Raw genomic sequence first — 25,049 nt, 5'->3', positions numbered from 1 at the left:
TTTGAGATTTTTTTATAAACCTAATTTAATTCCAACTAAAATATTTCTTTCAGCAGCTGGAAAAAAATCTCCACCAGTTGCATAAGCTGCATATAAATTATCAAAAGCATTATTTAATTGAAAAAACAGTTTAGCAGAACTTAGAAATGATTTTATTTGAAAATTGTAACTTCCAAGAATATTCATCACAAAATATTGATCAACCTCATTGCTGTTATATGTTACAATTCCGGGATTTTCATGAATTAAATTTGATAAATTCTCGTCATAAAAATCTGAATAATATTTACCAACATATTTTGAAATTATTTGGAAATTCAGATTTTCAAAATTCACTTTAAATATTACATTTGAAATTAAATTTGGGAAACCGGGAATTGAATTTTCCTTAAGATCTATTTGTTTAGTTATAGAATTCCCAAACTCATCAAAAGTATTTACAAATGTGGAACCATCACTAATATAATTTTTGCTAAAAGTTGAATTAAAAATTATTTCGTATATTGAGTTAATCTTAAAAAATCCTTCAATCTCTATTCCGGAATGAATTGTTTTATCAACATTCCCAGTGATTGGCTGGCCAAAACGATCTAACTGACCTTGACTAACAATTTCATCTTTAAATAACATTAAAAACAAATTTAAATTGATCCCCAAATTAGATTTTGAAAAACGTGCTCCCAATTCAAGATTCGTCATAATTTCTGGTTTTACCAAAGGTTTTTTGAAATCGAAATTGCCAAATTTATTTAATTCAAATTGTGGAGTTTCTCCAGCGCTGGATTCAGCTGAATCGTAATAATTTTTCAATCTGGGTTCACGAGTTACTTTTGCAAATGATAAATATGAATTTATTTGATTATTGAATTTATAATTTACTCCAAATCTTGGATTTAGATATAAATCGTTAATTGAAATGGAATAATCTAAATACTTTTCATTCAATAACTTATATTCGTGAAATGAAAGTTGAATTTCTGCCATCAAATTAAAATTTTCCGTGAAATTATAATTTTCATTTAAGAAAAAATTAACGATATCTTTTCCACCTTCGTAGTAATAGTATTGATAATTTTGGGATACATTTGCAGGAATATTTTCAGCAAATCTAATATTTCCCCAGTGTTTTGATTTATGATTTCTATATTCTAATCCGGAAACTAATTTACCATTATTGTGCTCCCAAGTTAACCTTGGAATTATTCCCCATTGTTTATTTTTTACTACAGCATGAATTATTGCATTTTGTGGAGCAAATGTAGAATCAAATCCGTTTTGTTTTAACCGAAAATAATCATCATAGTAAATAGACCAAGAGCCATCATAATCAAAAAATCCTTCACCCATAACTAAAAATAATGCATTACTTAAAGTGAGATTATTTGATATTTGAAACTCATTCAAAAGCTCAAAATGCGGCTGAGAAAAGTTTTCAATTTCCGAAGATTTTCTTTCAACTTTATAAGTATATGAGTTTTTGTCAGCTTCCCAATAAGATAAATTTTCTTTTCGTAATTCTTTATTCTTAATTGCGAATTTTGGTAATCCGGTATAAGCTAATCCATCAGAAATTGGTCCACCGAAAAAATTAATTTGGGTTGTAATATTTTTATCATATCTCGCCGCAGCAATGTGGTAAGAATTAAAATCAACCCAGCTTTTGTCTCTGTATCCACTACTCATAATTTTTGAAAGTTTTGCATAAATTGAATATTTATTTTCAATCAAACCACTTGCAAATTTTGCACTGTATTTTTTTGTATTGTAACTTCCACCAGATAAGGATAGTTCGAAATTTGGTTTATCCGAAAAAGGTGAAGTTATAATATTTATAGATCCACCTATAGAAGGATAACCAATTGAGCCAGCGCCGGCTCCTCTTTGTACTTGAATTAACTCAGTACTTTCTAATAAATCCGGTAAATCCAGCCAATAAATATTGTGATCTTCCGGATCGTTTTGAGGAATTCCGTTAACTGAGACAGAAATTCTTCTTTGATCAAAACCTCTAATACTTAAATAATTATATCCTATTCCATTCCCACTCTCGGAATAAAATGTTGTTGAAGGCAAATAAGATAAATATTCAGGAACATCTTGTACAGAATAATTTTCTTCTATTTCTTTCTTTTTAATTTTAGAAAATGATATCGGAGATTTTTTCTCATCGGAAATTATTGCACTTACAACAACTGATTGTAATTTGTAATCAACCCATGCAAGTTCAATTGTTTTATCTGATTTATTAAAATCTTTTAGACTTATTTTTTGAGTTTCATAACCGATGTAACTTATAATTAGAGAATCGTTTTCATCATATTGAGATAATATTTTAAATTTTCCATCAATATCAGAAGCAACTCCTATTTTATAATTTTGTAAAAATACATTAGCAGAACTCAATGGTAATTTCGTTTTCCCATCCAAAATAGTTCCGGAAATTTCAAGATGTTGGGAAAATATTAAACTTGTAAAAAAGTGAAAAATTAATATAAAATGTTTCATGAAAATTCCTTTCAACTTTTAAAATGAATTTTCATTAAGAGATTTTTGAGATGAGAATTGATAAATAAAAAAACCAATTCCCATAGAGAAAAGGTTTAATAAGAATTGAACTCATTTCCCTACGCCAGCATTACCCGGATCAGGTTCAAGGGTTTGCTCTCAGTCACTATTGTGACACCCCTAATGAAAATATATGTAAACTTACTAAGTTTTTATTTTTTAATCAATCCAATTAAGTTACTGTAAATATAAATTGAAACTCAGAATAGATTTACCAAAGTTTTAATTTTTTTAATTTCTTCTTTGCTTCTTCTTCTAATTTTTTCTTTAACTCATCTTCTTTTTTCTTTGCTTCTTCTTTCAACTTTTGTTCAGCTTTAATTTTTAACGAATCAACTTTTTCCTTTACCTCTTCAATAACTTTTTCTTTTACTTCTTCAACCGCATCGCTAACAATATCCTTAGCAATATCCGATGCTGAAGTTTTTATATTTGGTGAATCTATTGTACCTCCAATTAAAGCTATAATTTTTATTTTATCGGATTTAACTAAATCCAAATCTTTTTTCAATAAACTGCTAATTGCTGAATTTGCTGAACTTCTTAAATTACTTGCGGGAACATCGATTTCCATAACATAATCAATTGATTGATCAATACTGTTCGAACCGGAAAATGTTATATCATAATTCCCTACTTTGTATGAAATCGGAGAAATATAAAATTTTCCATTTTCTATTTTAAAGGATGGGTTTACATTTTTTATATTCGGATTTGATAATTCAGATATTTTCAAAACATTTCCTAATGTTGTAAACGGTTTGAAGTTTTTGATTTCAATTGAAGCTAAATTTAATTTTCCGTTACTATTAAATGTATTCCAATCCGGAACCAATTCGTTATTCAAATTTGTTGTAAAAGTTAAATTAGAACTAAAATTTCCTTGAATATATTTAGCTATAGGGGCAAATTGTTTAACAGTAACAAATGAATTATATGTTTTATTTATATCGAAATTAGAAATATCCATTACAAATTTCACTTCCGGATTTTCAACCGATTCATCCTTAAAATAATATCCGTTTCCGGATAAAGAACCATTCATCAAATTCATGGAAAGATTTTGCATTTCAACTTTGCTATTTTTTACAATTAATTTTCCTTGAAAATTTTTGATATCCAAATTATCATAAATCAAATTTTTAATACTAGATGTGAGCACAAAATCAATATTCGCCGGGATATTCACAGCTGCAATTTTTGTTGTATCAGAATTTGCTTGCTGTGTTTGGGTTTCATCACTCATGTATGGATTTAGATTAAAGTAATTAGAAGAAACACTAAGTTTACCAAACAATGTTCCTTCCGAAAGAAAAAATGAAATTAAATTGTTCAAATCACCACTTGCTCTAATATCACTTTCTCCAATTTTTGAATTGAAAGAAATTAACTCAACTTTTTTTGGTGTAAAATTTAATTCGGAATTTATAATATTAATTTGTTCTTTAATCTCATCCGATTTGAATTTAAAATTTTGCAAACTCAATTTTCCTTTGGCATTTAAATTTTCATAATTCTGCTTTTCTGTTTGCAAATTTCCGGTGAAACTAATGTCAGCTATAATAATTCCACTTAAAGTATTTACATTTTCTAACTTTATTGCATTTTTCAAATTGTCAAAATTAATTGTTCCATTTATAAACGCATCAACAAAAGGCGATTCTTTAATATTTGTCATTTTTAATTTTGCATCAAAAGGATCTTTACCCAATTCAAAATGAATTTTTCTTAAATCAATAATTGTATTGTTTATTTGTCCATCCTTATTTTCTAAAACCAAATCAACATTTACATTCTTTACAGGTAAAGGTAATTCCGGATAACTAAAGTCTGCATTATCAATTTTTAATTTTATATCAAAAGCTGGAATAATTTCATTTCCCATTTTTCCTTTTACCATTCCATTTAAACTTGCTGTTCCACTTGCTTTTAATTCGGCAAAATTATTTTTATAAATTGTTGGAATAAGCGAAAGTATATCTTTAAAATTTGAAGTTGGTGCATCAAATTTAAATTCAACATAAATTTCTTCATTCGGCATTTCCACACCACCATCTAAATTGAAAATTAGATTATTTATTTTTAGCTGATTATTTTTTAGTAGAAATATTTTCTCATTCATATTTACATCAAGATCCATTGCTAAATCTGCTTTAACTTGATTTAAATATTTAACTCCTTCCATTTCAAAAGTTAATTCATTTACTTCAGTTTTTGTATTTAGTAGAAATTGATCTTTACTAAAATCTCCTTCACCAAAATGATTTAAACCACTAATTGCAGCAATAATGTTTGATGTTTGATCAATAAAAGCAATTTTACCATTCGTGATTGCATATGAATTTAAATTGATTGATAAATTTCCTTCATCAGTTTTTTTAGCAGTATCTTGCTCGTTACTCTCCTGAAAGATTTTATAATTTGCCGAACTATCTTTAAGAATATAAATTAGAATTTTTGGATCATCTAATTTGAATGAATTAATTTTAATTTTTTCACCGCTTATTACACTCATCAAATCAATTGAAACACCTAAATTTGAGCTGCTGAAAATTGTATCTCCTTCAAACGGGGCTTTGTTTACAATTGCTAAATCACTTAATGAAAGTGACAAATTTGGAAAGTTTGAAAACAGATTTAAACCTACATCACTAAAATTTAATTTTGCATTTAAGTTTTTATTTGCTTCATATTTTATCAAATCTGTAATCTGCGATTTAAAGAAAAACGGAATAATAAAAAGTGTAAGCAAAAATAAAACTAATATAATCCCCAAAATTTTAAATAATTTTTTCATTTTTAAACTCCGTTATTCATTAACTCAATTTATGATTATTTTTTTGTTATTATTTCTGATATTTTTTTGAAAGAAGTTTGAAATTTTATTTAGTTAAATAACATTTTTTTTTAGAAAGAAACAAACCACAAAATTTATGAATAAAAATAATATTGCAATTTTACTTTTGAGCTGTAATGATCAAAAAGGATTGGTATATAAAATAACTGAGTTGGTTTATAAACTTGATGGAAATATTATTGATCTTGATGAACATGTTGATTCGAATGAATCAATGTTTTTTGTAAGAGTTGCATGGAGTTTTAACGAACATAAAACAAGTAAAGTTAAAATAAAAGAATCATTTTCAAATTTAGCTTTGCACATTTCTGCTAATTGGAAAATAAATTTTGAAGATGAAAAACAGAATGTTGCAATTTTTGTTTCTAAATATGATCACTGCTTAAATGAAATTCTTTGGCGCAATAATTTGAATGAATATAATATTAATATCAAATTGGTAATTTCTAATCATACTGAATTAAGATCACTTACTGAAAATTATCAAATTCCATTTCATCATTTTGAAATTATGCCAAACAATAAACTGGATATTGAAAAAAAAGAAATCGCTCTTTTAAAAGAAAATAAAATTGATTCAATTGTGCTTGCAAGATATATGCAAATTTTATCTTCAGATTTTGTAAAAGAATATCCGAATAAAATTATTAATATTCATCACTCATTTCTTCCCGCTTTTATTGGTGGAAATCCTTATAAACAAGCTTATGAAAGAGGTGTTAAAATAATCGGCGCAACAAGTCATTTTGTTACAAATGAACTTGACGAAGGACCAATAATCGAGCAAGATATAATTCGGATTTCGCACAATGATTCTTTGAAAGATTTAATTATTAAAGGAAGAGATTTGGAAAGATTAGTTTTGGCTCGTGCATTATTATTTCAAAGCCAAAACAGAATTTTAGTTTATGGAAAAAAAACTATTATTTTTTAATTACTTTAATCCAACCGATTTATTTGCTTTTACTTTAATTTCATATTTCTTCGAGAAGTTATTTTCAAAAAGTGTTGCATTAATTTTAACGCTCGAAGAAGTCAAATCATACTCTGCTGCATTTATTGTATCAATATCATAACCTTCATTTTTACATTTTTCAATAAGATTGGAAAGTTCATTATTCGCAGTTTTTTTATTATCAAAGGAAATTGAACATTCAGCTTGAAAGATTCCCTCCTTATCAGATACAAAAACAGATTGCGAATTTTTTGTCTTGTAGAAAAAACATTGCATATTTGGATTACTTCGATCTTGATGAATTGGTTTACCGAATTTTGAAATTACGAAATCAATTTTCTTTCCAATAATTTGATATACTTTTAAATTTTGTGAAATGTTAACAGTTGGTAATATTTGATTTAGGACAAAAACACTTATAAACAACCACGAAGCTTTCATATTTCCTCCTCGTTAGTAGTTGTAATATTTTATTTATAATAAAATTAAAAGTGATTTCTGAACTATTTTATTTCATGATTTTTCTATTTCTAATAACCAAATATATTTTATGAAAGGCAAATTAATTTTCAAAGAATTTTTGACTCAACGTAATTTAAAACTTCATTCAATTTATTTTGTGCATCAACTTTTATTAAAGAGCATTTTTCTTTCATTAATATTTTGAAATTCTCATCCTTAATTTCTTTAAGATTTATAAGCACATTATAAATTCCGCCCAGTACGCCAGAATAAGCCATTTGTGCCCCAACTCCAACATCAGTAATAGAATTAGGATTTCCATACTTAACAACAATTTGTGAGATTTCAATTATTCTTAAAGATAATTCAGCAGTTCTAAGTGGAACACTAACTGCTTTTTTTAAGCCTTCCAGAATTGCAGAATTTCTTAGTACCTTTTCTTCATTTGAACTATTTGGTAATTTCTTTGCAGAAATGTAATCGTTAAATGCTTGAGTGTCTTCATCAACAGCATTTAATAATTCATTTTTAATTTGCTGACATTCATTTGCACAATTATTCAAAAGTTCATCAATATTTTCACTACCTTTTTTGTAAGTTGATAAATTACTTACCATAGATGATAAAGCAGCGCCTAAAGCTCCCGCTAAAGCTGCGATTGATCCACCGCCCGGTGCTGGTGTTTCTCGCGAAACTTCATCAACAAAATCATTTAATTTCATTTCAATTAATGCATCTGAATTATTTTTTGGCAAACCTAAAACTCTTTCATCAATTTTAAATTTTGTTACATCTTCCAATCCAAGTGATTGAACAGCAGTATGTAAAATATCTTTGATTGGAATTCCAGTTGATCTTCCTTGCTTCTGAAGATAAAATTTACCAGTTTCCAATAAGGCTTTAAATGGAACCATTCCAACAATTTCACTTCCGGTAACAATTAAACCTCTGTCAAATGCTAATTTTCTTGCTGCCTCCAAAACATGATGCATTGATGTAACATTGTAATCAGTTAAATTTATTGATATTTGAACCCTATCAAAATCTTTAACCATCCAACCAATTGCTTTACAATGTTTGAACATTCCATTCTTTTTTACTGATTCACCTTCGGGAAATTCCGGATTTATATCATTTAGTTTTAACAATTCATTTAAATCATAATTATGAATTTCAGTACAATGTTGAATTGTATCTGAAATTGATTGTCCAATAAAATCACAATCCCCGCAAGGATATGAATCACTTTCATATTTTACAACATTTTCACTTTTATAATAATATGGATGTGAAACTGGTTTTCTTGCTGATCTTCCTTTCTCTCTTAATTCATATGCAATATCAATTGCATGAAGTTTTTCTCGGGTATTAAGGTTTATATTATACGCAATCAAAAATTCTCTAACACCAATAACTGTTGCCCCACTTTTTTTATTAAATTCTGCCGGACCATAATCGGGTTTCCAATTTTCATCTTTTATTTTTTCTTGCAATCCTTCATACTCACCTTTTCTAATAACTGCTAAATTTTTTCTTTCAAATTTTTGAGCAGATTTTTCATATAAATAAACGGGAATATTCAATTCATCTCCAACTCTTTTAGCAACATCTTTGGAAAGCTGAATACATTCGTCAATACTAATTCCATTTACCGGAATAAAGGGACAAACATCTGTTGCACCCATTCTTGGATGCGAGCCAAAATGTTTTGACATATCAATTAATTCCGATGCTTTCTTAATTGCTTGAAATGCTGCTTCAGCAATACCTTTTTTATCACCAATAAATGTAACAACCGTTCTGTTCATATCAGAACCTCTATCAACATCAAGCAGTATTACATTTTCAACTTTTTCAATTTCATCTGTAATTTGTTTGATAATATTTAAATCTTTACCTTCAGAAAAATTTGGAACACATTCGATTAATTGTTCATTCATAATTTTCTCAATTATTTAAAATTCTATTTCAATATCGCCGATTGGCCAGCGTGGTCTTAAGTTTAGTGTATCCGGATAAAATTTAAATTCTTCAGAATATTTTAGTGAATCAAAGTTTCCAAATGTATAAATATTGTTGGAATCCGAATCGTTATAAATCCACATTAAATATTTTCCCGGATTTATTCTCTCAAAACTAAAAATACCTTCTTTGGTAATTTCCTTTTGGATTTTTGTATGTTTTTTTTCTAAACTGTTTAAGACAACTTTTGGATTCTTACTTTTAGATTTTACAATTCCGCTTACTCCGGAAAATTCCATGTTACTAATAGTACTGATTTTATTGATCATAACGGTATCAACTTTATTTCCAGCCAAATCAATTATATTCTTAAAATCAATTTTAATTTTATAAATAGATTTTGGTTTTAAATCACTTATTGGAATTATTTTTACTGAAGCATCATCTATTTTTATAAAATTAAAGGAGATTGAATTACTATCCGGATCAAGAAATGCAATTTTATTTGATATATTGGAATCACTTAAAGCATCTGAAAAATTTATTATAAAACTTGGAGATTGATAATCAATTGTATTGCTCGTGTATTCAGTAACTAGTTTCGAAATTTTTATAAAATTTGTATCAACTTTTTCACTTGGTGTAAAACTGTTGCTTGAATTTACTAATTCATTTTTATAACGATCAAGAATATTCTGAGCAATTAAATAAATATTATTTTCCGGATTTAACGAATCAGATACACAGAGAATATATTCACTTTTATTGGGATTACCTTTAAATATTTTTTTAATTTCGAAAGTTAAATTTTGGGTTGAATCTACGATGACAAAATTCTTTGAACTTAATTTTGAACTATCAATCGGCTCATTAAATTCAATCACAATATGGTTTTTATCCGTCATCGTAATTGATTGAAAATTTGGTGCAAGAGTATCTTCATTGGTTAAGAAAAAATTTATATTTTCAATTTTATTTTGAGAATCTGCAACAGTAATACTACTGGTAGAATATCCAATTAAATCATTACCTTTATCATAAACCAAATTTTTAAATTCATCTTTAACAGCAAAGATTTCGTAAATTCCATTTGCCAAACCATTAATTGTAAATTCACCTTTTTTATTTACTTGAGAAACATAATCTGGTTTTTTTTTGTAAATATTTAAAGTATCGTTTTTATTGGAATAAGCAAAAATCATTGTCCCATCAACTTTATCCGCAAATACTTTTCCGCTAATGCTTCCACTATCAATTTTACTTCCGGTGGAAAAAGTTAAAATAAATGGTTCGCTCATTTTATTGTTATTATTTATATCGGCAACTTCGGTTCCGATAACTATTGAGTAAGTTGTATTTTCCTTTAGTTTTTCATCGAAAGATATTTCAACTGATTTATTCGTCCAAGAAAATTCCGGATTGTTTTCCAAAATTGGTGATATGAAAAATGCATCATTTATCGTTCTTTTATTAACGTATTCCGAAAATGTCAGCTCAATATAATTATCGCTAAAATTTATTTTTCCATTTTCCGGATATGAAGAAATAATTTTTGGAGGAATAATATCTTTTTCTCCACCGGGCGGTGAAAGTTGATTTGCACAACTCAAGAGTAAGAAATTAAGAATCAAAATTATGATTGATTTTATTTGTTGTTTTCGCGCCAAATTCTATACCTATTAACTTGATTTTGATGTTCTCTTGACGATTCTGAAAATACATGTCTACCTTTTCCATCAGCAACAAAATAAAAATAATTATGTTCTTCAGGAAACAACGCCGCCATTATAGCTTCTTTGCCGGGATTATTAATTGGAGCCGGAGGCAATCCATAATACAAATATGTATTAAATTTTGAATCTATTTCTAAATCCTTATAAAGTATTTGATTTATTTTATCGCCTCTTTGCCTCAATAAATATTGAACTGTTGGATCAGCTTGCAGCTTCCAATTATTTTTTAATCGATTATAATAAACTCCGGCAATTCTTTTAAATTCGGAAATTTGATTTGATTCGCCATCAATAATTGAAGCCATTGTTAAAATTTGATTTTGATCCATATTTAAATATTTCATTTGATCAATAATTTCCGGCTTCATAAAAATTTTTCTCAATTCGCTGCTAAGTTTTTTAATAATTTCTTCTTCGTTTGTTCCTTCATAAAAATAGTAAGTTTCCGGTAATAAATATCCTTCAATATTGGAGATATTTAAGTCAAGACTTTTAATAAATTTTTCATCTGAAGATAATTTTAGAAATTTTTCTTTATCAATCCCCAATTCAATTTTTAATAATTCCGCTAATTTTTCTTGCCAAATTCCTTCTTGAATTGTAACCAATTTTTGATTTTTTGGTCTGCCTTCAATTAATAATTTTAACAATTTATAGTAACTAATTCCATCCGGAATTTCATATCTGCCGGCTTTAATATTTTTATGTGCGCTAAAAACTAATGAGGATAATTTAAAATTAAATTTATTTGTAATTACATTTTTATGATACAATAAATCAGTAATTGTGCTGAATGAAGAACCTTGAAGAATGTCTAATTGTATTGGTTGATGTATTCCATTATAATTGGGCGAAAAGAAAATATATGAAAAGTATCCGCCCAAAAATACAATTATGGCAACAAGTGAATAGATTAAATTTTTAATGAAGAAATTTCGCTTTTTCGATTTTTTATTCATTATTCAAACTTTATCGATAATTCAATTTAGTTATCAAAATAATCTTTAGTTAAATTTGGAAAAGCATTCGAACTTAACGGATATTTATAACCTCCGGAAAAATATTGAAATCCGCGTAATGCAATCATCGCTGCATTATCTCCACAATATTCCAAATTTGGGATTACAACTTTTTTACTAAATTTTTTCCCAATTAAAATTATTTCATTCCGTAATTTTTGATTTGCTGCAACACCACCAACAAGTGAAATACTTTTAATTTCAAATTCATTCATTGCTAAAATAACTTTACTTGAAATTGATTTTACAGCTGCTTTTTGAAATGATGCCGAAATATTCATTTTTTCAGTTTCGCTTATATTCTTAGATTTATCAATTTTTTCGATTGATCTTAACACTGAAGTTTTAAGTCCGCTGAAAGAAAAATCAAATTTATTTTTAGTTTTTGCTATCGGATAATCAATAAAATTTTCATCACCGGTTTCTGCAAACTTTTGAATTATCGGTCCACCCGGATATCCAAGATTTAACATTTTAGATACTTTATCAAAACTTTCTCCAATTGCATCATCAATTGTGGTGCCCAATTTTATTATCTCAAATTCACTTTTAACTAAAAGTAATAAAGTATGTCCGCCGGAAACAACAATGCATAAAAAAGGAAACTCTGGTTTTTCGTTCATCAGAAATCCGGAAAAAATATGTCCTTCAATATGATTAACTGGAATGAAAGGTTTGTCCATTGAAAGTGCTAAACTTTTTCCAAATGTTAATCCAACTAAAAGTGCTCCAATTAAACCCGGGCCTGCAGTTGCAGAAATTAAATCAATTTTATCTAAACTGATTTCTGATATTTTTAGTGCTTGTTTTAATAAGGGAGTTATTTGTTGAAGATGTGCTCTACTCGAAAGTTCGGGAACTACTCCGCCAAATTTATTATGGAAAAGTTGAGATGAAATTAAATTAGTTAACACTTCTCCATTTTTTAAAATGGAAACGGAAGTTTCATCACACGAACTTTCTATTCCGAGAACAATCATTAATTAAACTTAAATATACTTTTTGCAATGTGACCGGCAATTTCCGGATTTTCTTGCATTCTTCTAATTGAATATGCATACCACTTTTTGCCATAAGGTACATAAATTCTAATTTTGTGACCATCACAATTTATTTTATCACGCAATTTTTCTGTAACACCGTAAAGCATTTGAAATTCATATTTATCTTTGGATAATTTCATATCATCAATAATACGGTAAGCACCATTTACTAAATATTCATCGTGAGTTGCTATTCCAACATAACTTTTATTCTGAAACATTTTTTCAAGAAGATTCAAAAAATTATCACGAACTGATTGTTTATTTTTATAAGCAATTTCTTCCGGTTCGATATAAATCCCTTTGCATAATCTGTAATTTGTTTTTGATTTATTTAAATCATTAACATCATCCATTGTTCTTTTAAGATAAGCTTGAACAACAATTCCAACATTATCAAATTCTATTTGCACCATTTTAAATATTTTTATTGTAGAAGAAGTATATGGAGAATCTTCCATATCAACACGAACAAAATTATTTAATTCTTTTGCTTTGGTTAAAACTTCTTTTAATTGCTGATAAAAAAAATCTTCATCAATGCTTAATCCCAATGATGTTGGCTTAATTGAAAGATTTGCTTTTAATTTGTTTTGATCTATTGCATTTAAAACTCTTAAGCATTCTTCCTTTTCATGAATTGCTTCTTCCTTTGTTTTAATTGCTTCACCTAAAACATCTAAAGTTGCAAAAATTCCTTTTGAATTTAACTGCTTAACAACATTTACTGCATCTTCTAAAGTTTCTCCTGCAATATATTTTTTAGCAAAAATATGAACCACTGATTTAGGTAAAACTTTAACAAAAGATACAATTGATTGATTAATAATTCCCACATTTACCTCAATTTTAATACATGAAAAATAATCGTTCGTATCATTCTAAGCAAGGATAGATAAGACTTTGGGGAATAATAAATTACATTGTTTGAAATAATTTTAGGAAAAATTCGGATTTTGATTTTAGTTCTTCAAAACTTTTGTTGTTATCAATAATAAAATCAGATTTGGTTTTTTTGATTTGTTCTGGAATTTGTTTTTCTATTCTTTTTACCACTTCATCTTTAGAAATTCTATCTCTTAATAAAATTCGTTCAATTCTGATTTCATCATTTGCTGTAACAAGTAGAATAAAATCAAATAATTTTTCCATTTTTGCTTCAAATATTAATGCGGCCTCAACGAAAACTATATTAAATGTTTTTTGATTTTCTTTAACTTCATCAGCAATTTTTTGAATCATGGCGGGATGAACGATTGAATTCAATATCTTTAATTTTTTTTCGTCATTGAAAACAATATCGGAAATATATTTGCTATTTAATTCATTCTCTAAAAATGTTTGTTTACCAAATTCAGAAATTAATTTATTTTTAATTTCTAAATCGTTTTGCATTATTTTTTTTGCAATATCATCAGCTTTTATAACAATAAATCCATTTTCTTCAAATATTTTTGAAACTGTTGATTTACCAGAACCAATTCCGCCGGTTATACCAATTGCATATTTTTTCATAGTCAAAAAAATACCGGAATATATCCGGCATTATAATTTTAATTTATTTTGCGTATGCTATTTTTCTTACTTCACGAATTACGGTAACTTTTATTTGTCCCGGATATTCCATTTCTTCTTGAATTTTATGAGCTATATCTTCAGCTAATTTTTCTGATAATTGATCATCAGCCTTATCCGGTTCAACAACAACTCTAACTTCCCTTCCAGCTTGAATTGCATAAGTTTTCGCAACTCCTTCAAAAGTGTTCGCAATTCCTTCAAGATTTTCCAAACGTTTAACATAACCTTCAAGAGGTTCTCTTCTTGCACCGGGTCTTGCACCGCTAATTGCATCGGCTGCTTGAACTAAGGCAGAAATTGGATGTGTCATTTCAACATCTTCATGATGACTTGCTGCCGCATTTATAACAACCGGATGTTCTTTATATTTCTTTAATAATTCCGCGCCAAGTAATGCATGCGGACCTTCAATACTTTTATCAACCGTTTTTCCAATATCATGCATCAATCCTGCACGTTTAGCAATTTGTTGATCAAAACCAAGTTCTGCTGCCATAAATCCGGTTATGTAAGCTACTTCAATACTGTGCTGTAACAAATTTTGCCCATAACTAGAACGGTATTTCATTCTTCCAATAAATTTAACAAGATCTCTGCTTACTCCATGAATTCCTAATTGAATAAGAACATTTTCACCTTCTTTTTGAATTTCTTCATCCAGTTCTTGCTCAACTTTTTTTACAACTTCTTCAATTCTTGATGGATGAATTCTTCCATCTGCGATTAATCTTTCCAAAGAAATTCTTGCAATTTCTCTTCTAAATTGATCAAATGCTGATAAAATAACAGCTTCCGGAGTATCATCAACAATTACATCAACACCGGTAGCAGCTTCAAAAGCACGTATATTTCTTCCTTCACGTCCAATAATTCTTCCTTTCATTTCATCATTTTGAATTTGAAGAACCGAAACCGTAGTTTCAACAGAGTGATCAACAGCAGTTCTCTGAATAGCTTGTACAATAATTTTTTGGGATTCTTTTTTTGCTTCGGCTTTTGCACGATCTTTAATTTCATTTACATATTGAGAAGCATCTGATTTTGCTTTATCAATTACATTTTCCATCAGCATTTTTTTTGCTTCATCTTTTGTAAGTCCAGCAGTTTTTTCTAATCTAATATTTTGTTCTGCAATTAATTTTTCAACTTCCTCAAGTTTCTTTTCAAAAATTTCTTGATACTTTTTAATCTTTATTTCTGCTTCTTTGTTCTCTTTTTCCTTCTCAATAACAAGTTCATATTTTTTCTCTAAACTTTGCTCACGCTGTTCAATTTTCTTTTCATAAACTTGTATTTTTTGCTGTTTTGTATTTTTCTCGTTGTCAAATTCTTGCTTCTTTTTTAACCATTCATCCTTAACTTCTAATAGTTTCTCCCTCTTGATATTTTTTGCTTCCTTTTCAGCATCAGCAATAATATTTGCAGCATTTTCTTTTGCAACACTTATTTTATTTAAAGCGATTTTTGAGTGGAGAAACCAGCCAATTGCTAATGAAATTCCAAATGTTACTAAAACAATTATTATAATAAAAAACGGGTTACTTAAATCCATAATACCTCCATAAACAGAAATAAAACCGCAACTGCCAACTAAGGATGGAAAAACTCATCCTTATAAGTGTGGGTAACCGCCCAATGCTTTTTACTTCCACTAGTCCGTTTCCGGAATCCGACGAATCGGATTGAGGCCTGTAATACACACTGTGAGTCAGAAACCCTTAATGAACTCTGTTAGTTTTTCATATATTAATTGGCAGTGCGGAAATTTTATGATGGAATGGACTCAACATCAGATTTATCAAGAAGAAGCTTTATTTTTTTAATTTTATCAGTTGCTTGTATGCTAAATTCTCTAAACTTATTTTTTTCTACGGATAAATCATACGCAATATTTAATGCAGCAATTATAGCAATTGTTTCTGTTGGCTGATCTTTTAATTCTGCTTTTGTTTCATCCATAATTTTATTTACATAGTTAGCTAATTCTGTAGCAATTTCTTCATTTTCTACGAGCAATGAAAATTCTTTATCAAATATTTTTACTTTAAGCTTCTTTTTTTCTGACATTTTGTCTATTCTGTACCTAAAACTTCAACACATTTTGTTAATTAATTCTACGATCTTATATGATAATCAATTCTTGCAATCAGATCATCAATTTGATTTTTCAAATTTTGTCTTTCTTGCAAATCCAAATTTGTTTTTTTAATTCCTGCTGTTAATGATTTTTCATCAACAGAATTTAATTTTTTTTCTAATTCTTTAATTTTTAAAACTAATACTTCATTTTCTTTTAATAAACTATCAACTTTTTGTTTTAAAATATTTTTTTCATTTGTAGCATTTTCACTTTCTGCAACATACCCCTGAACCATCTGTTCTAATGATTCAATTTCCTTCATGAATAAATCATATTTTGTAGATTCACTCACTTTAACCTCTTAATTCTGCGTTAAATTTTGATTTAACTGTTTCAATAGTTTTCCAAAAATCTGCGTCAATTTCCTCTTCACGCAATGTTTTTGTTTCATCAAAATATTCTAATTGAAAAGCAAGACTTTTTTTGTCCTTACCTATACTTTCGCTTTCAAAGATATCAAATAAATTTACATTTTTCAATAGGTTAGAACTAGATTCTTTTACTGTCTTCAATACTTCAAAATAGGTAATTTTTTTATCTAAAATGAAACTAAAATCTCGGTACACTTTTGGATATTTTAATAACGGAATATTTTTCTTTAATAATCTATCAAAAGTTTTGATTTGTGTTAAATTATATTCAATAACATAAACATCTTTTGAAATATCAAATTTTTCTAAAATTGTTTGATTTATTTTTCCGCCAAATCCAACATCTTTATTATCAATTTTCTGTGTAAATCCAAATTCAAAAATATTTTTATCAAATTCAAAAGTTTTTTCAAAAATTCCGTCAATATTTATTGACGATAGAATTTTATCATTAATTCCAACCAAATCATAAAAATCGATGTTTTCACTTTTTTGATACCAAGATGAATTATTTCTTTCACCAGAAATTGCTAAAATTAAATTTTGATTTTCTTCAAAATCTTCAAATGATTTTATTTCATTTTTAATTGATGAAAATACTTGTCCGATTTCAAAAAACTTTAAATTACCTTCTTTAACTTTTATATTTCTTGAAATGTTCATCAAAATTCCAGGAAGAAGTGAAGTTCTTAAAGTTGACATTTCTGTACTTTGAGGATTTAAAACTTTTATTGGATTTTTTTCACCAATACTTTTTTCTTCACTCAACAATGAATTACTAATAACTTCAATAAATTCTAATGATACAAATTTATTTTTTACTAAATTTTCAAAATCAGTTTCATCAATTTTTTTATTTAATGATAATGAAATTTTTTGTACCGGCGGAATTTCATCCAATCCAAAAATTCTAATGATTTCTTCTATTAAATCTATTTCGCGTTCAATATCATTTCTGAAAGTTGGAACTTTTACTTCAATTTTTTCTTCATCAGAATTTACTATTTGGAATTTTAATCCAACCAAAATTGATTTTATTTTTTCTTCGGAAATTTTGAAACCTAATATTTTTTTAATTCTTGAAAATCTTACATTAAGAATTTTCTCTTCAATTTTATTCGGATAAACATCAATTATTTCTGTGATAATTTCACCACCGGCTATTTGCTGAATCAATTCTGCAGTTCGCAATCCGGAAAATAAAGTACCGTTTGGATCAATTCCTCTTTCAAATCTATAAGATGCATCAGAAGATAAACCTAAGTGTTTTGCGGTTTTTCTTACTGATGAGTGATTAAAATATGCGCTTTCAATTAATAAATTTTTTGTTTCTGAAGTTACTTCGGAATTTTCTCCGCCCATTACACCAGCAATAGCAATTGGTTTTTCAGCATCACAAATCATCAAATCTGAAGAAAACATATTTCTTTCTTTTGAATCTAAAGTTGTGAATTTTCCTTCACCAATAATATTTTTAACAATAATTTTGTTTCCGGAAATTTTATCCAAATCAAAAGCGTGCAAAGGCTGACCAACTTCATGAAGCACAAAATTTGTTATATCAACAATATTATTTATTGGTCGCAAACCAATTTTGGTAAGTTTATCTTTGAGCCATTTTGGTGATTCACCAACTTTTACATTTTTTACAACAATTCCGGTATAGCGCGGACAAGCTTGCAGATTTTCAATTTTGATTTCAGCAAATTTATTTTTTTCAACAATTTTAAATTTAGTTTGAAGTTTAGGACGATTTAGTTCACGATTAAAAATTGCAGATAAATCTCTCGCTAAACCAATATGACTTAATTCATCGGAACGATTTGGAGTGATTGCAACTTCAAGAATTACATCATCCATATTTAATGCTTTTGCAAGCGGTTCACCAATATTTAAGTTTTCATCCAAAACCATAATTCCTGAATGATCTACAGAAAGTCCAAGTTCATCTTCTGAGCAAATCATTCCAGAAGATTTTTCACCTCGAATTTTTGCTTCTTTAATTTCAAATTTTCCATTTGGAATTATTGCACCAACTTTAGCAAACGCAACTATTTGTCCGGCTTGAACATTTGGCGCACCGCAAACTACATCATAAATTTTGCCGCCGTCATTAACTTTACAAACAGAAAGTTTATCGGCGTTTGGATGTTTTTTTACATCTTCAACTTTTGCTACAATTATATTTTTAAATTCACTAGATTTATCAATTACTTCTTCTACTTCAGATCCAGAAGTTGTTAATTTATCAACAATTTCTTGAACAGAAATTCCATTTAAGTTTACGTATTCTTTCAACCAATTAAGTGAAACTATCAAAACTTTTTCCTCACTCTATTTAAATTGATTTAAAAATCTTTTATCGTTATCGTAGAAAAGTCTAATATCATCAATTCCATATTTTAGCATAGCCATTCTTTCAATTCCCATTCCGAACGCATAACCAATATATTTTTCAGAATCTATAGTTAAATTTTCCAAAACATTTGGATCAACCATTCCACAGCCAAGAATTTCAAGCCATTTCCCTTCTTTACCTTTCGGCTGCCACCAAATATCAACTTCTGCACTTGGTTCAGTAAACGGAAAAAAACTCGCTCTAAATCTATATTTTACATCTTCGCCAAAAAGTTGTTTTGCAAAATAAACTAATGTTCCTTTTAATTCTGCAAATGTAATATCAGTATCAATTACTAATCCTTCAACTTGATGAAACAAGCAGTAACTTTTTGCGCTAATTGCTTCATTTCTATAAACTCTGCCCGGCATTATTGCACGAAACGGCGGTTTGCTATTTTTCATTAATCTAACTTGAACCGGCGATGTGTGTGTGCGTAATAAAAATGATTCAGTAATAAAATATGTATCTTGCATATCTCTCGCTGGATGATCATCCGGGAAATTCAGCATTTCAAAATTATTTTCATCTGATTCAATTTCTGGTCCGGTATAAACGGAAAAACCCAATCCTTTAAATATTGATTTTATTTCATTTAAAGTTTGGGTTAAAACGTGGAGAGTTCCAATTTCTTTTTCTCTTCCCGGAAGTGTTAAATCAATTTGATTTTTATGCGATTGATTATTTGCATCAATTTTATTTTTTAATTCATCAAAAATATTTTGAGCAATATTTTTCTCTTCATTTAAAACTTTACCATATTTAGGTTTTTCATCTTTTGATAAAGTTTTGAATTCTTCAAAAAGTTGAGCATAAATTCCATTACGGGAAAAATATTTTATTCTAAGATTTTCAAGTGATGAAGAATCAGAGATATTATTAGAATCTTGTAAAAATTCTTGTTTTATTTGTTCAATTTTTTCTTTCATACCGATTCTTAAATTTAAAAAAATACCCCTAAAATTAATCCACCGTTAAAAGGAAGATTTTTAGGGGTAAAAATTAAGCAGTAACGAATTTTACAATATCAGCAAAGGCATTAGGATTTTCAACTGCTAAACTTGCAAGAATTTTTCTGTTTATATCAATTCCTTTTTCACTCATTGCGTTTATTAAACGTGAATATGTTGTTCCATTCAATCTTGCAGCAGCATTAATTCTAACTATCCATAAGCTTCTGAAAATTCTCTTTTTACTTTTTCTATCTCTGTACGCAAATTGAAGACCTTTTTCAACGGAATGTTTTGCAACGGTATAAACTTTACTTCTTGAACCCCAGTAACCTTTTGCAAGTTTTAATAATTTTCTTCTACGTGCACGTGAGGCAACGTTATTTTTTGCTTTAGGCATTTTACACAAACTCCTTTTATTGTAACATTGTTTTTACGCGTTTGAAATCAGCATCAGAAACAAGTGTAGCTTTTCTTAAACCTCGTTTAGTTTTTGTACTTTTTTTGGTAAGAATATGAGATTTAAAAGCTTTATTTCTTTTAATTTTGCCGGAACCGGTTTTTCTAAAAGTTTTAGCAGCTCCTCTATTACTTTTCATTTTGGGCATAATCTAACCTATTTATTTTGTCTTTTTACTTTTTATTTTTTTTGGTTGAAGAATTGCGTGCATTGCTTTTCCTTCAAACTTAATCTCATGTTCAACTGTTGAAACTTCGCTTAAACTTTCAATAAACTTAACTAATAATTCTTTTCCATGATCTTTATAAGCAAGTTCTCTTCCTTTAAAAATAACGGAAACTTTAACTTTATTTCCTTCGCTAAGAAATTTTTCTGCGTGTCGGGATTTAAAATCAAAATCATGTGTATCTGTATTTGGGTGTAATCTTATTTCTTTGAGTACAGTAACATGTTGTTTTTTCTTTTGAATTTTCTCCTTTTTTTGCAATTCATATTGATATTTTCCAAAATCAATAATTTTACAAACCGGTGGTTTTGCTTGAGGAGCAATTTCAATTAAATCCAAACCTTGTTCTTGAGCTTTTTTTAATGCATTAAATGAAGTATAAATTCCTAATTGCTGGTTATCCGGTCCAAGCAATCTTACTTCCGGATGTCTTATTTCTTCATTAACTCGCAGTTTATCTTGAGCGATGAAAACCTCCTAAATTAGTTAACAGATAATTTATTTATTTCCGATTTAAGATTCACTATAAATTCTTCAATTTTTAGAGAACCTTTATCACCTTCTTTATGTTTGCGAATTGAAATATTTCCAGATTCTTTTTCTTTTTCACCTAAAATTAACATGTATGGTACTTTTTGTGTTTCCCATTCTCTAATTTTATATCCAATTTTTTCATTACGAGTATCAAGTTCTACACGAATATTATTATCGTCTAATTTCTTTCTAATTTCTTCAGAATATTCTAAAAAGTTTTGCGAAACTGGAATTATTGCAACTTGAATTGGTGCAAGCCAAGTTGGAAAAGCACCGCCAAAATGTTCAATTAAAACTCCCATAAATCTTTCTATTGAACCAAACAAAGCTCTATGCACCATAAATGGCCGATGTTCTTTTCCGTCCTCTCCAATATATTTCATATCAAATCTTTCCGGCAGATTAAAATCAAATTGCACTGTGCTCATTTGCCATTCACGATTTAACGCATCTTTAACTTTGATATCAATTTTAGGTCCGTAAAAAGCTCCGCCGCCTTCATCCATTTCATACTTCAAACCTTCGGATTCTAATGCATCTTTTAATAAATTTGTAGCTTTATCCCAAAGTTCATCACTTCCAACAGCTTTTTCCGGTTTTGTAGCAACATAATATTTTAATTTATCAAAACTAAATGTTTTCCACATATAATTTGAAAAACGGATTACTTCAATAATCTCATTTTCAATTTGTTCTTGTGCACAAAAAATATGCGCATCATCTTGCGTAAAACCTCTAACTCGCAAGAGTCCGTGCAAAACACCACTTTTTTCATATCTGTAAACTGTACCAAGTTCTGCCCATCTAAATGGTAAATCTCTATAAGAATGTAAATTCGACTTATACATCATTATATGAAAAGGGCAGTTCATCGGTTTTATGTAATAATCTTGCTCATCAATTTTCATTGGGGCAAACATACTGTCTTTATAATTAACAAGATGACCGCTTGTTTCCCACAACCAACTTTTCCCAATATGAGGTGAATAAACTAATTCATATCCGTTTTTTATATGTGCTTCTTTCCAAAATGATTCAACAACATGTCTAACCATTGCACCTTTTGGATGCCAATATATTAAACCGGGACCAGCTTCTTCTTCAATACTGAAAAGCCCAAGCTGCTTACCTAATTTTCTGTGATCTCGTTTTTTTGCTTCCTCTAAAAGTTCCAAATGCTCATCAAGCATTTTTTTCTTAGGAAATGAAACTCCATAAATCCTCTGCAAACTTTGGCGTTTTTCATCTCCGCGCCAATATGATCCGGAAATATTTATAAGTTTAACATATTTAATTTTTCCAGTTGAAGGAATATGAGGTCCAGTACATAAATCGGTAAAATTTCCTTCGTGATATAAACTTATAACTTCGGTTTCACCATCTAATTCTGAAATTATTTCTTGTTTATATTGATCACCAACCTTTGTAAAAAACTCCATCGCTTCGGATTTACTTAATTCTCTACGTTGGAACGGATTATTTTCTTTCGCAATTACCAACATTTTATTTTCAATTTTTGTTAAATCCGCTTCCGTAATTTTTGTATCAATATCAAAATCGTAATAAAATCCGCCTTCAATTGCGGGACCAACTCCAAATTTTGCCTCTGGAAATATTGACTGAATAGCATGAGCCATTAAATGAGAAGTTGAATGCCAATATGAATGTTTTCCAATTTCATCATTAAAAGTAAAAAGCTGCAAAGTAGCATCAGAATTAATTGATCTATTTAGATCAACTAATTTTGAATTAACTTTTGCAATTAAAACATCTTCAGCTAATTTCGGTGAAATGGATTCTGCAATTTTTAAAGATGTTATACCTTTATCAAATTCTTTTTCAGAACCATCCGGAAATTTTATTTTAACTTTTTCACTCATATTTCAAATAAAAAAAAACGGAGTAAACTCCGAAATTTTGTGGGTTCTAAAGGATTCGAACCTTTGACCTTCTGCACGTCAAGCAGACGCTCTAACCAACTGAGCTAAGAACCCAGTTTGATAAAAGCAAAAATTTATTATCAATTTTATTTTTTTTTGAAAAACCAAGTACCGAGGGCCGGACTCGAACCGGCACGGAAGAAACCTTCCATTGGATTTTAAGTCCAATGCGTCTACCAATTCCGCCACCCCGGCATTTAGGTATTTTCAAAATTTTCAGAACTTACATCAAAAATGAATCGTAAATATAAACTTTTACTTTTTTTTATGCAATTAAATTTATTAATAGTACTTAATGCAGTTTATTTAATTTTTGGGTTAAAATTCCAGTTTTCTCATTCCAATATGACAAATTGCAAAATCATATTTCACTGGATCTTCCGAATCAAATTTTTTTAAATTTTCTGTAATATCCTCTGCCATTTGCCAAGAAACATTCTCGTGTTTAGTTAATCCTAAACTTTTACTCAATTTTGCTATATGAGTATCAACCGGAATTACAAGCTGTTTTTTTTTTACGGCTTTCCAAATTCCAAAATCTATTTCATCACTTCTAACCATCCAACGTAAATATAAATTCATCCTTTTGCATGCACTTCCGGAAAATGGATCCGAAAACATAAATCTTACACTTTTTGTTGTTGGTGAAATTCTCTCTGAAATTTCAATTAAATTTTTAGAGAAAAATGATAATGAATTTTTAATGTTTTTATCTTGATCGAAGTAGTAAAGTAAAAAAAGATGTTTAATCGATTCGTATTCTTTTAAGATGTATTGAATTATTTGAAAAAGTTTAATTACATCTTCACCAGAATAAAATCTATGTTTGAAAGTTTTAAAGAAATTTTGGTGTTTCTTTTTATCAAAATTTTGAAAATAATCTGTAGGTGAATTACCGATTAATGAATGAATTTTTTCTAACGAATTAATTATTTGTGTAACAGTTCCGTATGCAAAAATGCTTGAAATAAATGCTGAAATTTCAATATCAGATTCAAGTCTAAATTTCCGCGGAAAAATTATTGGATCCGGATAAATTTGGTTTGCATCAAACTTTTGATAATGGTATTCTAATTTTCGTTTTAAGGAATTCAATTTATTTATTTATTTTTAATTAATGTCAACATTTCTGCAATCGCTTTTTCAATTCCGACAAATATCGATCGGGCAATTACAGCTTGTCCAATGCTTACTTCATCTATATTTTCAATCAGCATAAATTCTTTCATATTGTTGTAATTTAAACCGTGACCAGCGTTTACTCCGAGTCCCAATTTTTTCGCATGTTTTGCTGCTTGTCTAATTCTTTCCAATTCATCAAAAATGTCTTCTTCAACTTTTGCGTTTGCATAAACTCCGGTATGAATTTCAATTACATCTGCATTTATTTCAGAAGCAGCATCAATTTGATTTAAGTCCGGTTCAACAAAAAGCGAAACGGGAATATCAACTTCGTGCAAACGATCAATTGTATTTCTAATTAGTTCAATATTATCAATTACATTCAATCCGCCTTCGGTTGTAAGTTCTTGTCTTTTTTCCGGAACGAGTGTTACTAAATCCGGTTGAACATCGCAAGCAATATCAATTATTTCTTTTACAGCAGCCATTTCAAGATCGAGTTTTGTTTTTAGTTGTTCTCGCATCAATCTTAAATCGCGTTCATTGATATGTCTTCTGTCTTCTCTAAGGTGAACAACAATTCCATCCACGCCATAAAGTTCAGCCATTAGTGCAAATGTTACCGGATCCGGATTTTCTTCACCGCGGGCATTTCTTAAAAAAGCAACATGATCAACATTTAATGAAAATTTCATAATTTCTGCCTTTAAATTTGATAAGTAAAATTACAATTT

21 protein-coding genes, 2 tRNA genes and 1 riboswitch are annotated in these 25,049 nt (G+C 28.5%); of the genes, 1 reads left to right on the top strand and 22 read right to left on the bottom strand.

All coding sequences use genetic code 11. The features are described 5' to 3' along the window. Positions 1 to 12 precede the first annotated feature (12 nt). A complete protein-coding gene (locus IPM32_12270) occupies positions 13 to 2,505 on the bottom strand; it encodes a TonB-dependent receptor (protein MBK8946028.1) in 2,493 nt (830 codons plus the stop codon). Between the two features lie 99 nt (positions 2,506 to 2,604). Further along, positions 2,605 to 2,697, bottom strand: a riboswitch (TPP riboswitch). A gap of 79 nt (positions 2,698 to 2,776) precedes the next feature. Then, the gene (locus IPM32_12265) at positions 2,777 to 5,362 is read right to left on the bottom strand and encodes a hypothetical protein (protein ID MBK8946027.1); all 2,586 of its coding nucleotides are present in this window, start codon (positions 5,360 to 5,362) and stop codon (positions 2,777 to 2,779) included. A gap of 136 nt (positions 5,363 to 5,498) precedes the next feature. Between IPM32_12265 and purU the strand changes: the two genes are divergently transcribed. Then, entirely contained in the window at positions 5,499 to 6,356 is an 858-nt protein-coding gene (gene purU, locus IPM32_12260; protein ID MBK8946026.1) for a formyltetrahydrofolate deformylase, read from the top strand. On the opposite strand, the gene IPM32_12255 is transcribed toward purU, so the two are convergent. From IPM32_12255 to IPM32_12160, 20 genes are all read right to left on the bottom strand, one after another. Next, positions 6,357 to 6,818, bottom strand: a complete 462-nt coding sequence (locus IPM32_12255; protein ID MBK8946025.1) for a hypothetical protein — start codon at positions 6,816 to 6,818, stop codon at positions 6,357 to 6,359. It abuts the gene before it with no gap. Positions 6,819 to 6,946: 128 nt separating this feature from the next. Beyond that, entirely contained in the window at positions 6,947 to 8,779 is a 1,833-nt protein-coding gene (gene ftcD / locus IPM32_12250; protein ID MBK8946024.1) for a glutamate formimidoyltransferase, read from the bottom strand. A gap of 15 nt (positions 8,780 to 8,794) precedes the next feature. After that, positions 8,795 to 10,468 (bottom strand): Ig-like domain-containing protein, encoded by a 1,674-nt coding sequence (locus tag IPM32_12245; protein ID MBK8946023.1) that lies wholly within the window; start codon positions 10,466 to 10,468, stop codon positions 8,795 to 8,797. Then, positions 10,447 to 11,493, bottom strand: a complete 1,047-nt coding sequence (gene mltG / locus IPM32_12240) for an endolytic transglycosylase MltG (GenBank protein MBK8946022.1) — start codon at positions 11,491 to 11,493, stop codon at positions 10,447 to 10,449. The genes IPM32_12245 and mltG overlap by 22 nt, the downstream gene beginning before the upstream one ends. Positions 11,494 to 11,519: 26 nt before the next feature. Continuing rightward, complete coding sequence (gene tsaD, locus IPM32_12235) at positions 11,520 to 12,533, bottom strand: tRNA (adenosine(37)-N6)-threonylcarbamoyltransferase complex transferase subunit TsaD (GenBank protein ID MBK8946021.1); 1,014 nt, start codon at positions 12,531 to 12,533, stop codon at positions 11,520 to 11,522. Further along, positions 12,533 to 13,432, bottom strand: a complete 900-nt coding sequence (locus IPM32_12230; protein ID MBK8946020.1) for a proline dehydrogenase family protein — start codon at positions 13,430 to 13,432, stop codon at positions 12,533 to 12,535. The genes tsaD and IPM32_12230 overlap by 1 nt, the downstream gene beginning before the upstream one ends. 82 nt (positions 13,433 to 13,514) lie before the next feature. After that, a complete protein-coding gene (locus IPM32_12225; GenBank protein ID MBK8946019.1) occupies positions 13,515 to 14,111 on the bottom strand; it encodes a dephospho-CoA kinase in 597 nt (198 codons plus the stop codon). Positions 14,112 to 14,154: 43 nt separating this feature from the next. After that, positions 14,155 to 15,726 carry a ribonuclease Y gene (gene rny / locus IPM32_12220; protein ID MBK8946018.1) on the bottom strand — a complete coding sequence of 524 codons (1,572 nt, stop codon included), beginning with the start codon at positions 15,724 to 15,726 and terminating at the stop codon, positions 14,155 to 14,157. 215 nt (positions 15,727 to 15,941) lie between these two features. After that, positions 15,942 to 16,241: a cell division protein ZapA gene (gene zapA / locus IPM32_12215; protein MBK8946017.1), complete on the bottom strand. Its 300-nt coding sequence runs from the start codon at positions 16,239 to 16,241 to the stop codon at positions 15,942 to 15,944. A gap of 47 nt (positions 16,242 to 16,288) precedes the next feature. Continuing rightward, positions 16,289 to 16,606 (bottom strand): hypothetical protein, encoded by a 318-nt coding sequence (locus IPM32_12210; protein ID MBK8946016.1) that lies wholly within the window; start codon positions 16,604 to 16,606, stop codon positions 16,289 to 16,291. 1 nt (position 16,607) lies between these two features. Further along, positions 16,608 to 19,004, bottom strand: coding sequence for a phenylalanine--tRNA ligase subunit beta (locus IPM32_12205; protein MBK8946015.1), 2,397 nt, complete (start codon positions 19,002 to 19,004; stop codon positions 16,608 to 16,610). A 15-nt stretch (positions 19,005 to 19,019) separates the two neighbouring features. Further along, positions 19,020 to 20,012 carry a phenylalanine--tRNA ligase subunit alpha gene (pheS, locus tag IPM32_12200; GenBank protein ID MBK8946014.1) on the bottom strand — a complete coding sequence of 331 codons (993 nt, stop codon included), beginning with the start codon at positions 20,010 to 20,012 and terminating at the stop codon, positions 19,020 to 19,022. A gap of 73 nt (positions 20,013 to 20,085) precedes the next feature. Next, a complete protein-coding gene (rplT, locus tag IPM32_12195) occupies positions 20,086 to 20,433 on the bottom strand; it encodes a 50S ribosomal protein L20 (protein MBK8946013.1) in 348 nt (115 codons plus the stop codon). Between the two features lie 16 nt (positions 20,434 to 20,449). Further along, positions 20,450 to 20,641 (bottom strand): 50S ribosomal protein L35, encoded by a 192-nt coding sequence (rpmI, locus tag IPM32_12190; GenBank protein MBK8946012.1) that lies wholly within the window; start codon positions 20,639 to 20,641, stop codon positions 20,450 to 20,452. A 12-nt stretch (positions 20,642 to 20,653) separates the two neighbouring features. Then, entirely contained in the window at positions 20,654 to 21,172 is a 519-nt protein-coding gene (locus IPM32_12185; protein MBK8946011.1) for a translation initiation factor IF-3, read from the bottom strand. Between the two features lie 29 nt (positions 21,173 to 21,201). Further along, positions 21,202 to 23,133 (bottom strand): threonine--tRNA ligase, encoded by a 1,932-nt coding sequence (gene thrS, locus IPM32_12180; GenBank protein MBK8946010.1) that lies wholly within the window; start codon positions 23,131 to 23,133, stop codon positions 21,202 to 21,204. Between the two features lie 40 nt (positions 23,134 to 23,173). After that, positions 23,174 to 23,247 (bottom strand) — tRNA-Val (locus IPM32_12175). A gap of 55 nt (positions 23,248 to 23,302) precedes the next feature. After that, positions 23,303 to 23,388, bottom strand: a tRNA-Leu gene (locus tag IPM32_12170). 123 nt (positions 23,389 to 23,511) lie between these two features. Continuing rightward, a complete protein-coding gene (locus IPM32_12165; GenBank protein ID MBK8946009.1) occupies positions 23,512 to 24,288 on the bottom strand; it encodes a TIGR02757 family protein in 777 nt (258 codons plus the stop codon). Positions 24,289 to 24,293: 5 nt separating this feature from the next. Then, positions 24,294 to 25,013 carry a pyridoxine 5'-phosphate synthase gene (locus tag IPM32_12160; GenBank protein MBK8946008.1) on the bottom strand — a complete coding sequence of 240 codons (720 nt, stop codon included), beginning with the start codon at positions 25,011 to 25,013 and terminating at the stop codon, positions 24,294 to 24,296. Positions 25,014 to 25,049 lie beyond the last annotated feature (36 nt).

Source organism: Ignavibacteriota bacterium, assembly GCA_016716225.1.
Taxonomy (GTDB): Bacteria; Bacteroidota; Ignavibacteria; order Ignavibacteriales; family Melioribacteraceae.
This window is presented reverse-complemented; position numbering and strand designations above follow the sequence as displayed.

Bases quoted from the DNA above. Each gene is read 5' to 3' on its own strand.
- IPM32_12265 (MBK8946027.1), bottom strand. From the start codon at position 5,362: ATGAAAAAATTATTTAAAATTTTGGGGATTATATTAGTTTTATTTTTG.
- thrS (MBK8946010.1), bottom strand. From the start codon at position 23,133: ATGAGTGAAAAAGTTAAAATAAAATTTCCGGATGGTTCTGAAAAAGAA.
- rpmI (MBK8946012.1), bottom strand. From the start codon at position 20,641: ATGCCCAAAATGAAAAGTAATAGAGGAGCTGCTAAAACTTTTAGAAAA.
- IPM32_12255 (MBK8946025.1), bottom strand. From the start codon at position 6,818: ATGAAAGCTTCGTGGTTGTTTATAAGTGTTTTTGTCCTAAATCAAATA.
- rny (MBK8946018.1), bottom strand. From the start codon at position 15,726: ATGGATTTAAGTAACCCGTTTTTTATTATAATAATTGTTTTAGTAACA.
- ftcD (MBK8946024.1), bottom strand. From the start codon at position 8,779: ATGAATGAACAATTAATCGAATGTGTTCCAAATTTTTCTGAAGGTAAA.
- mltG (MBK8946022.1), bottom strand. From the start codon at position 11,493: ATGAATAAAAAATCGAAAAAGCGAAATTTCTTCATTAAAAATTTAATC.
- purU (MBK8946026.1), top strand. From the start codon at position 5,499: ATGAATAAAAATAATATTGCAATTTTACTTTTGAGCTGTAATGATCAA.
- pheS (MBK8946014.1), bottom strand. From the start codon at position 20,012: ATGAAAGAAAAAATTGAACAAATAAAACAAGAATTTTTACAAGATTCT.
- rplT (MBK8946013.1), bottom strand. From the start codon at position 20,433: ATGCCTAAAGCAAAAAATAACGTTGCCTCACGTGCACGTAGAAGAAAA.
- zapA (MBK8946017.1), bottom strand. From the start codon at position 16,241: ATGTCAGAAAAAAAGAAGCTTAAAGTAAAAATATTTGATAAAGAATTT.
- tsaD (MBK8946021.1), bottom strand. From the start codon at position 12,533: ATGATTGTTCTCGGAATAGAAAGTTCGTGTGATGAAACTTCCGTTTCC.
- IPM32_12270 (MBK8946028.1), bottom strand. From the start codon at position 2,505: ATGAAACATTTTATATTAATTTTTCACTTTTTTACAAGTTTAATATTT.
- IPM32_12225 (MBK8946019.1), bottom strand. From the start codon at position 14,111: ATGAAAAAATATGCAATTGGTATAACCGGCGGAATTGGTTCTGGTAAA.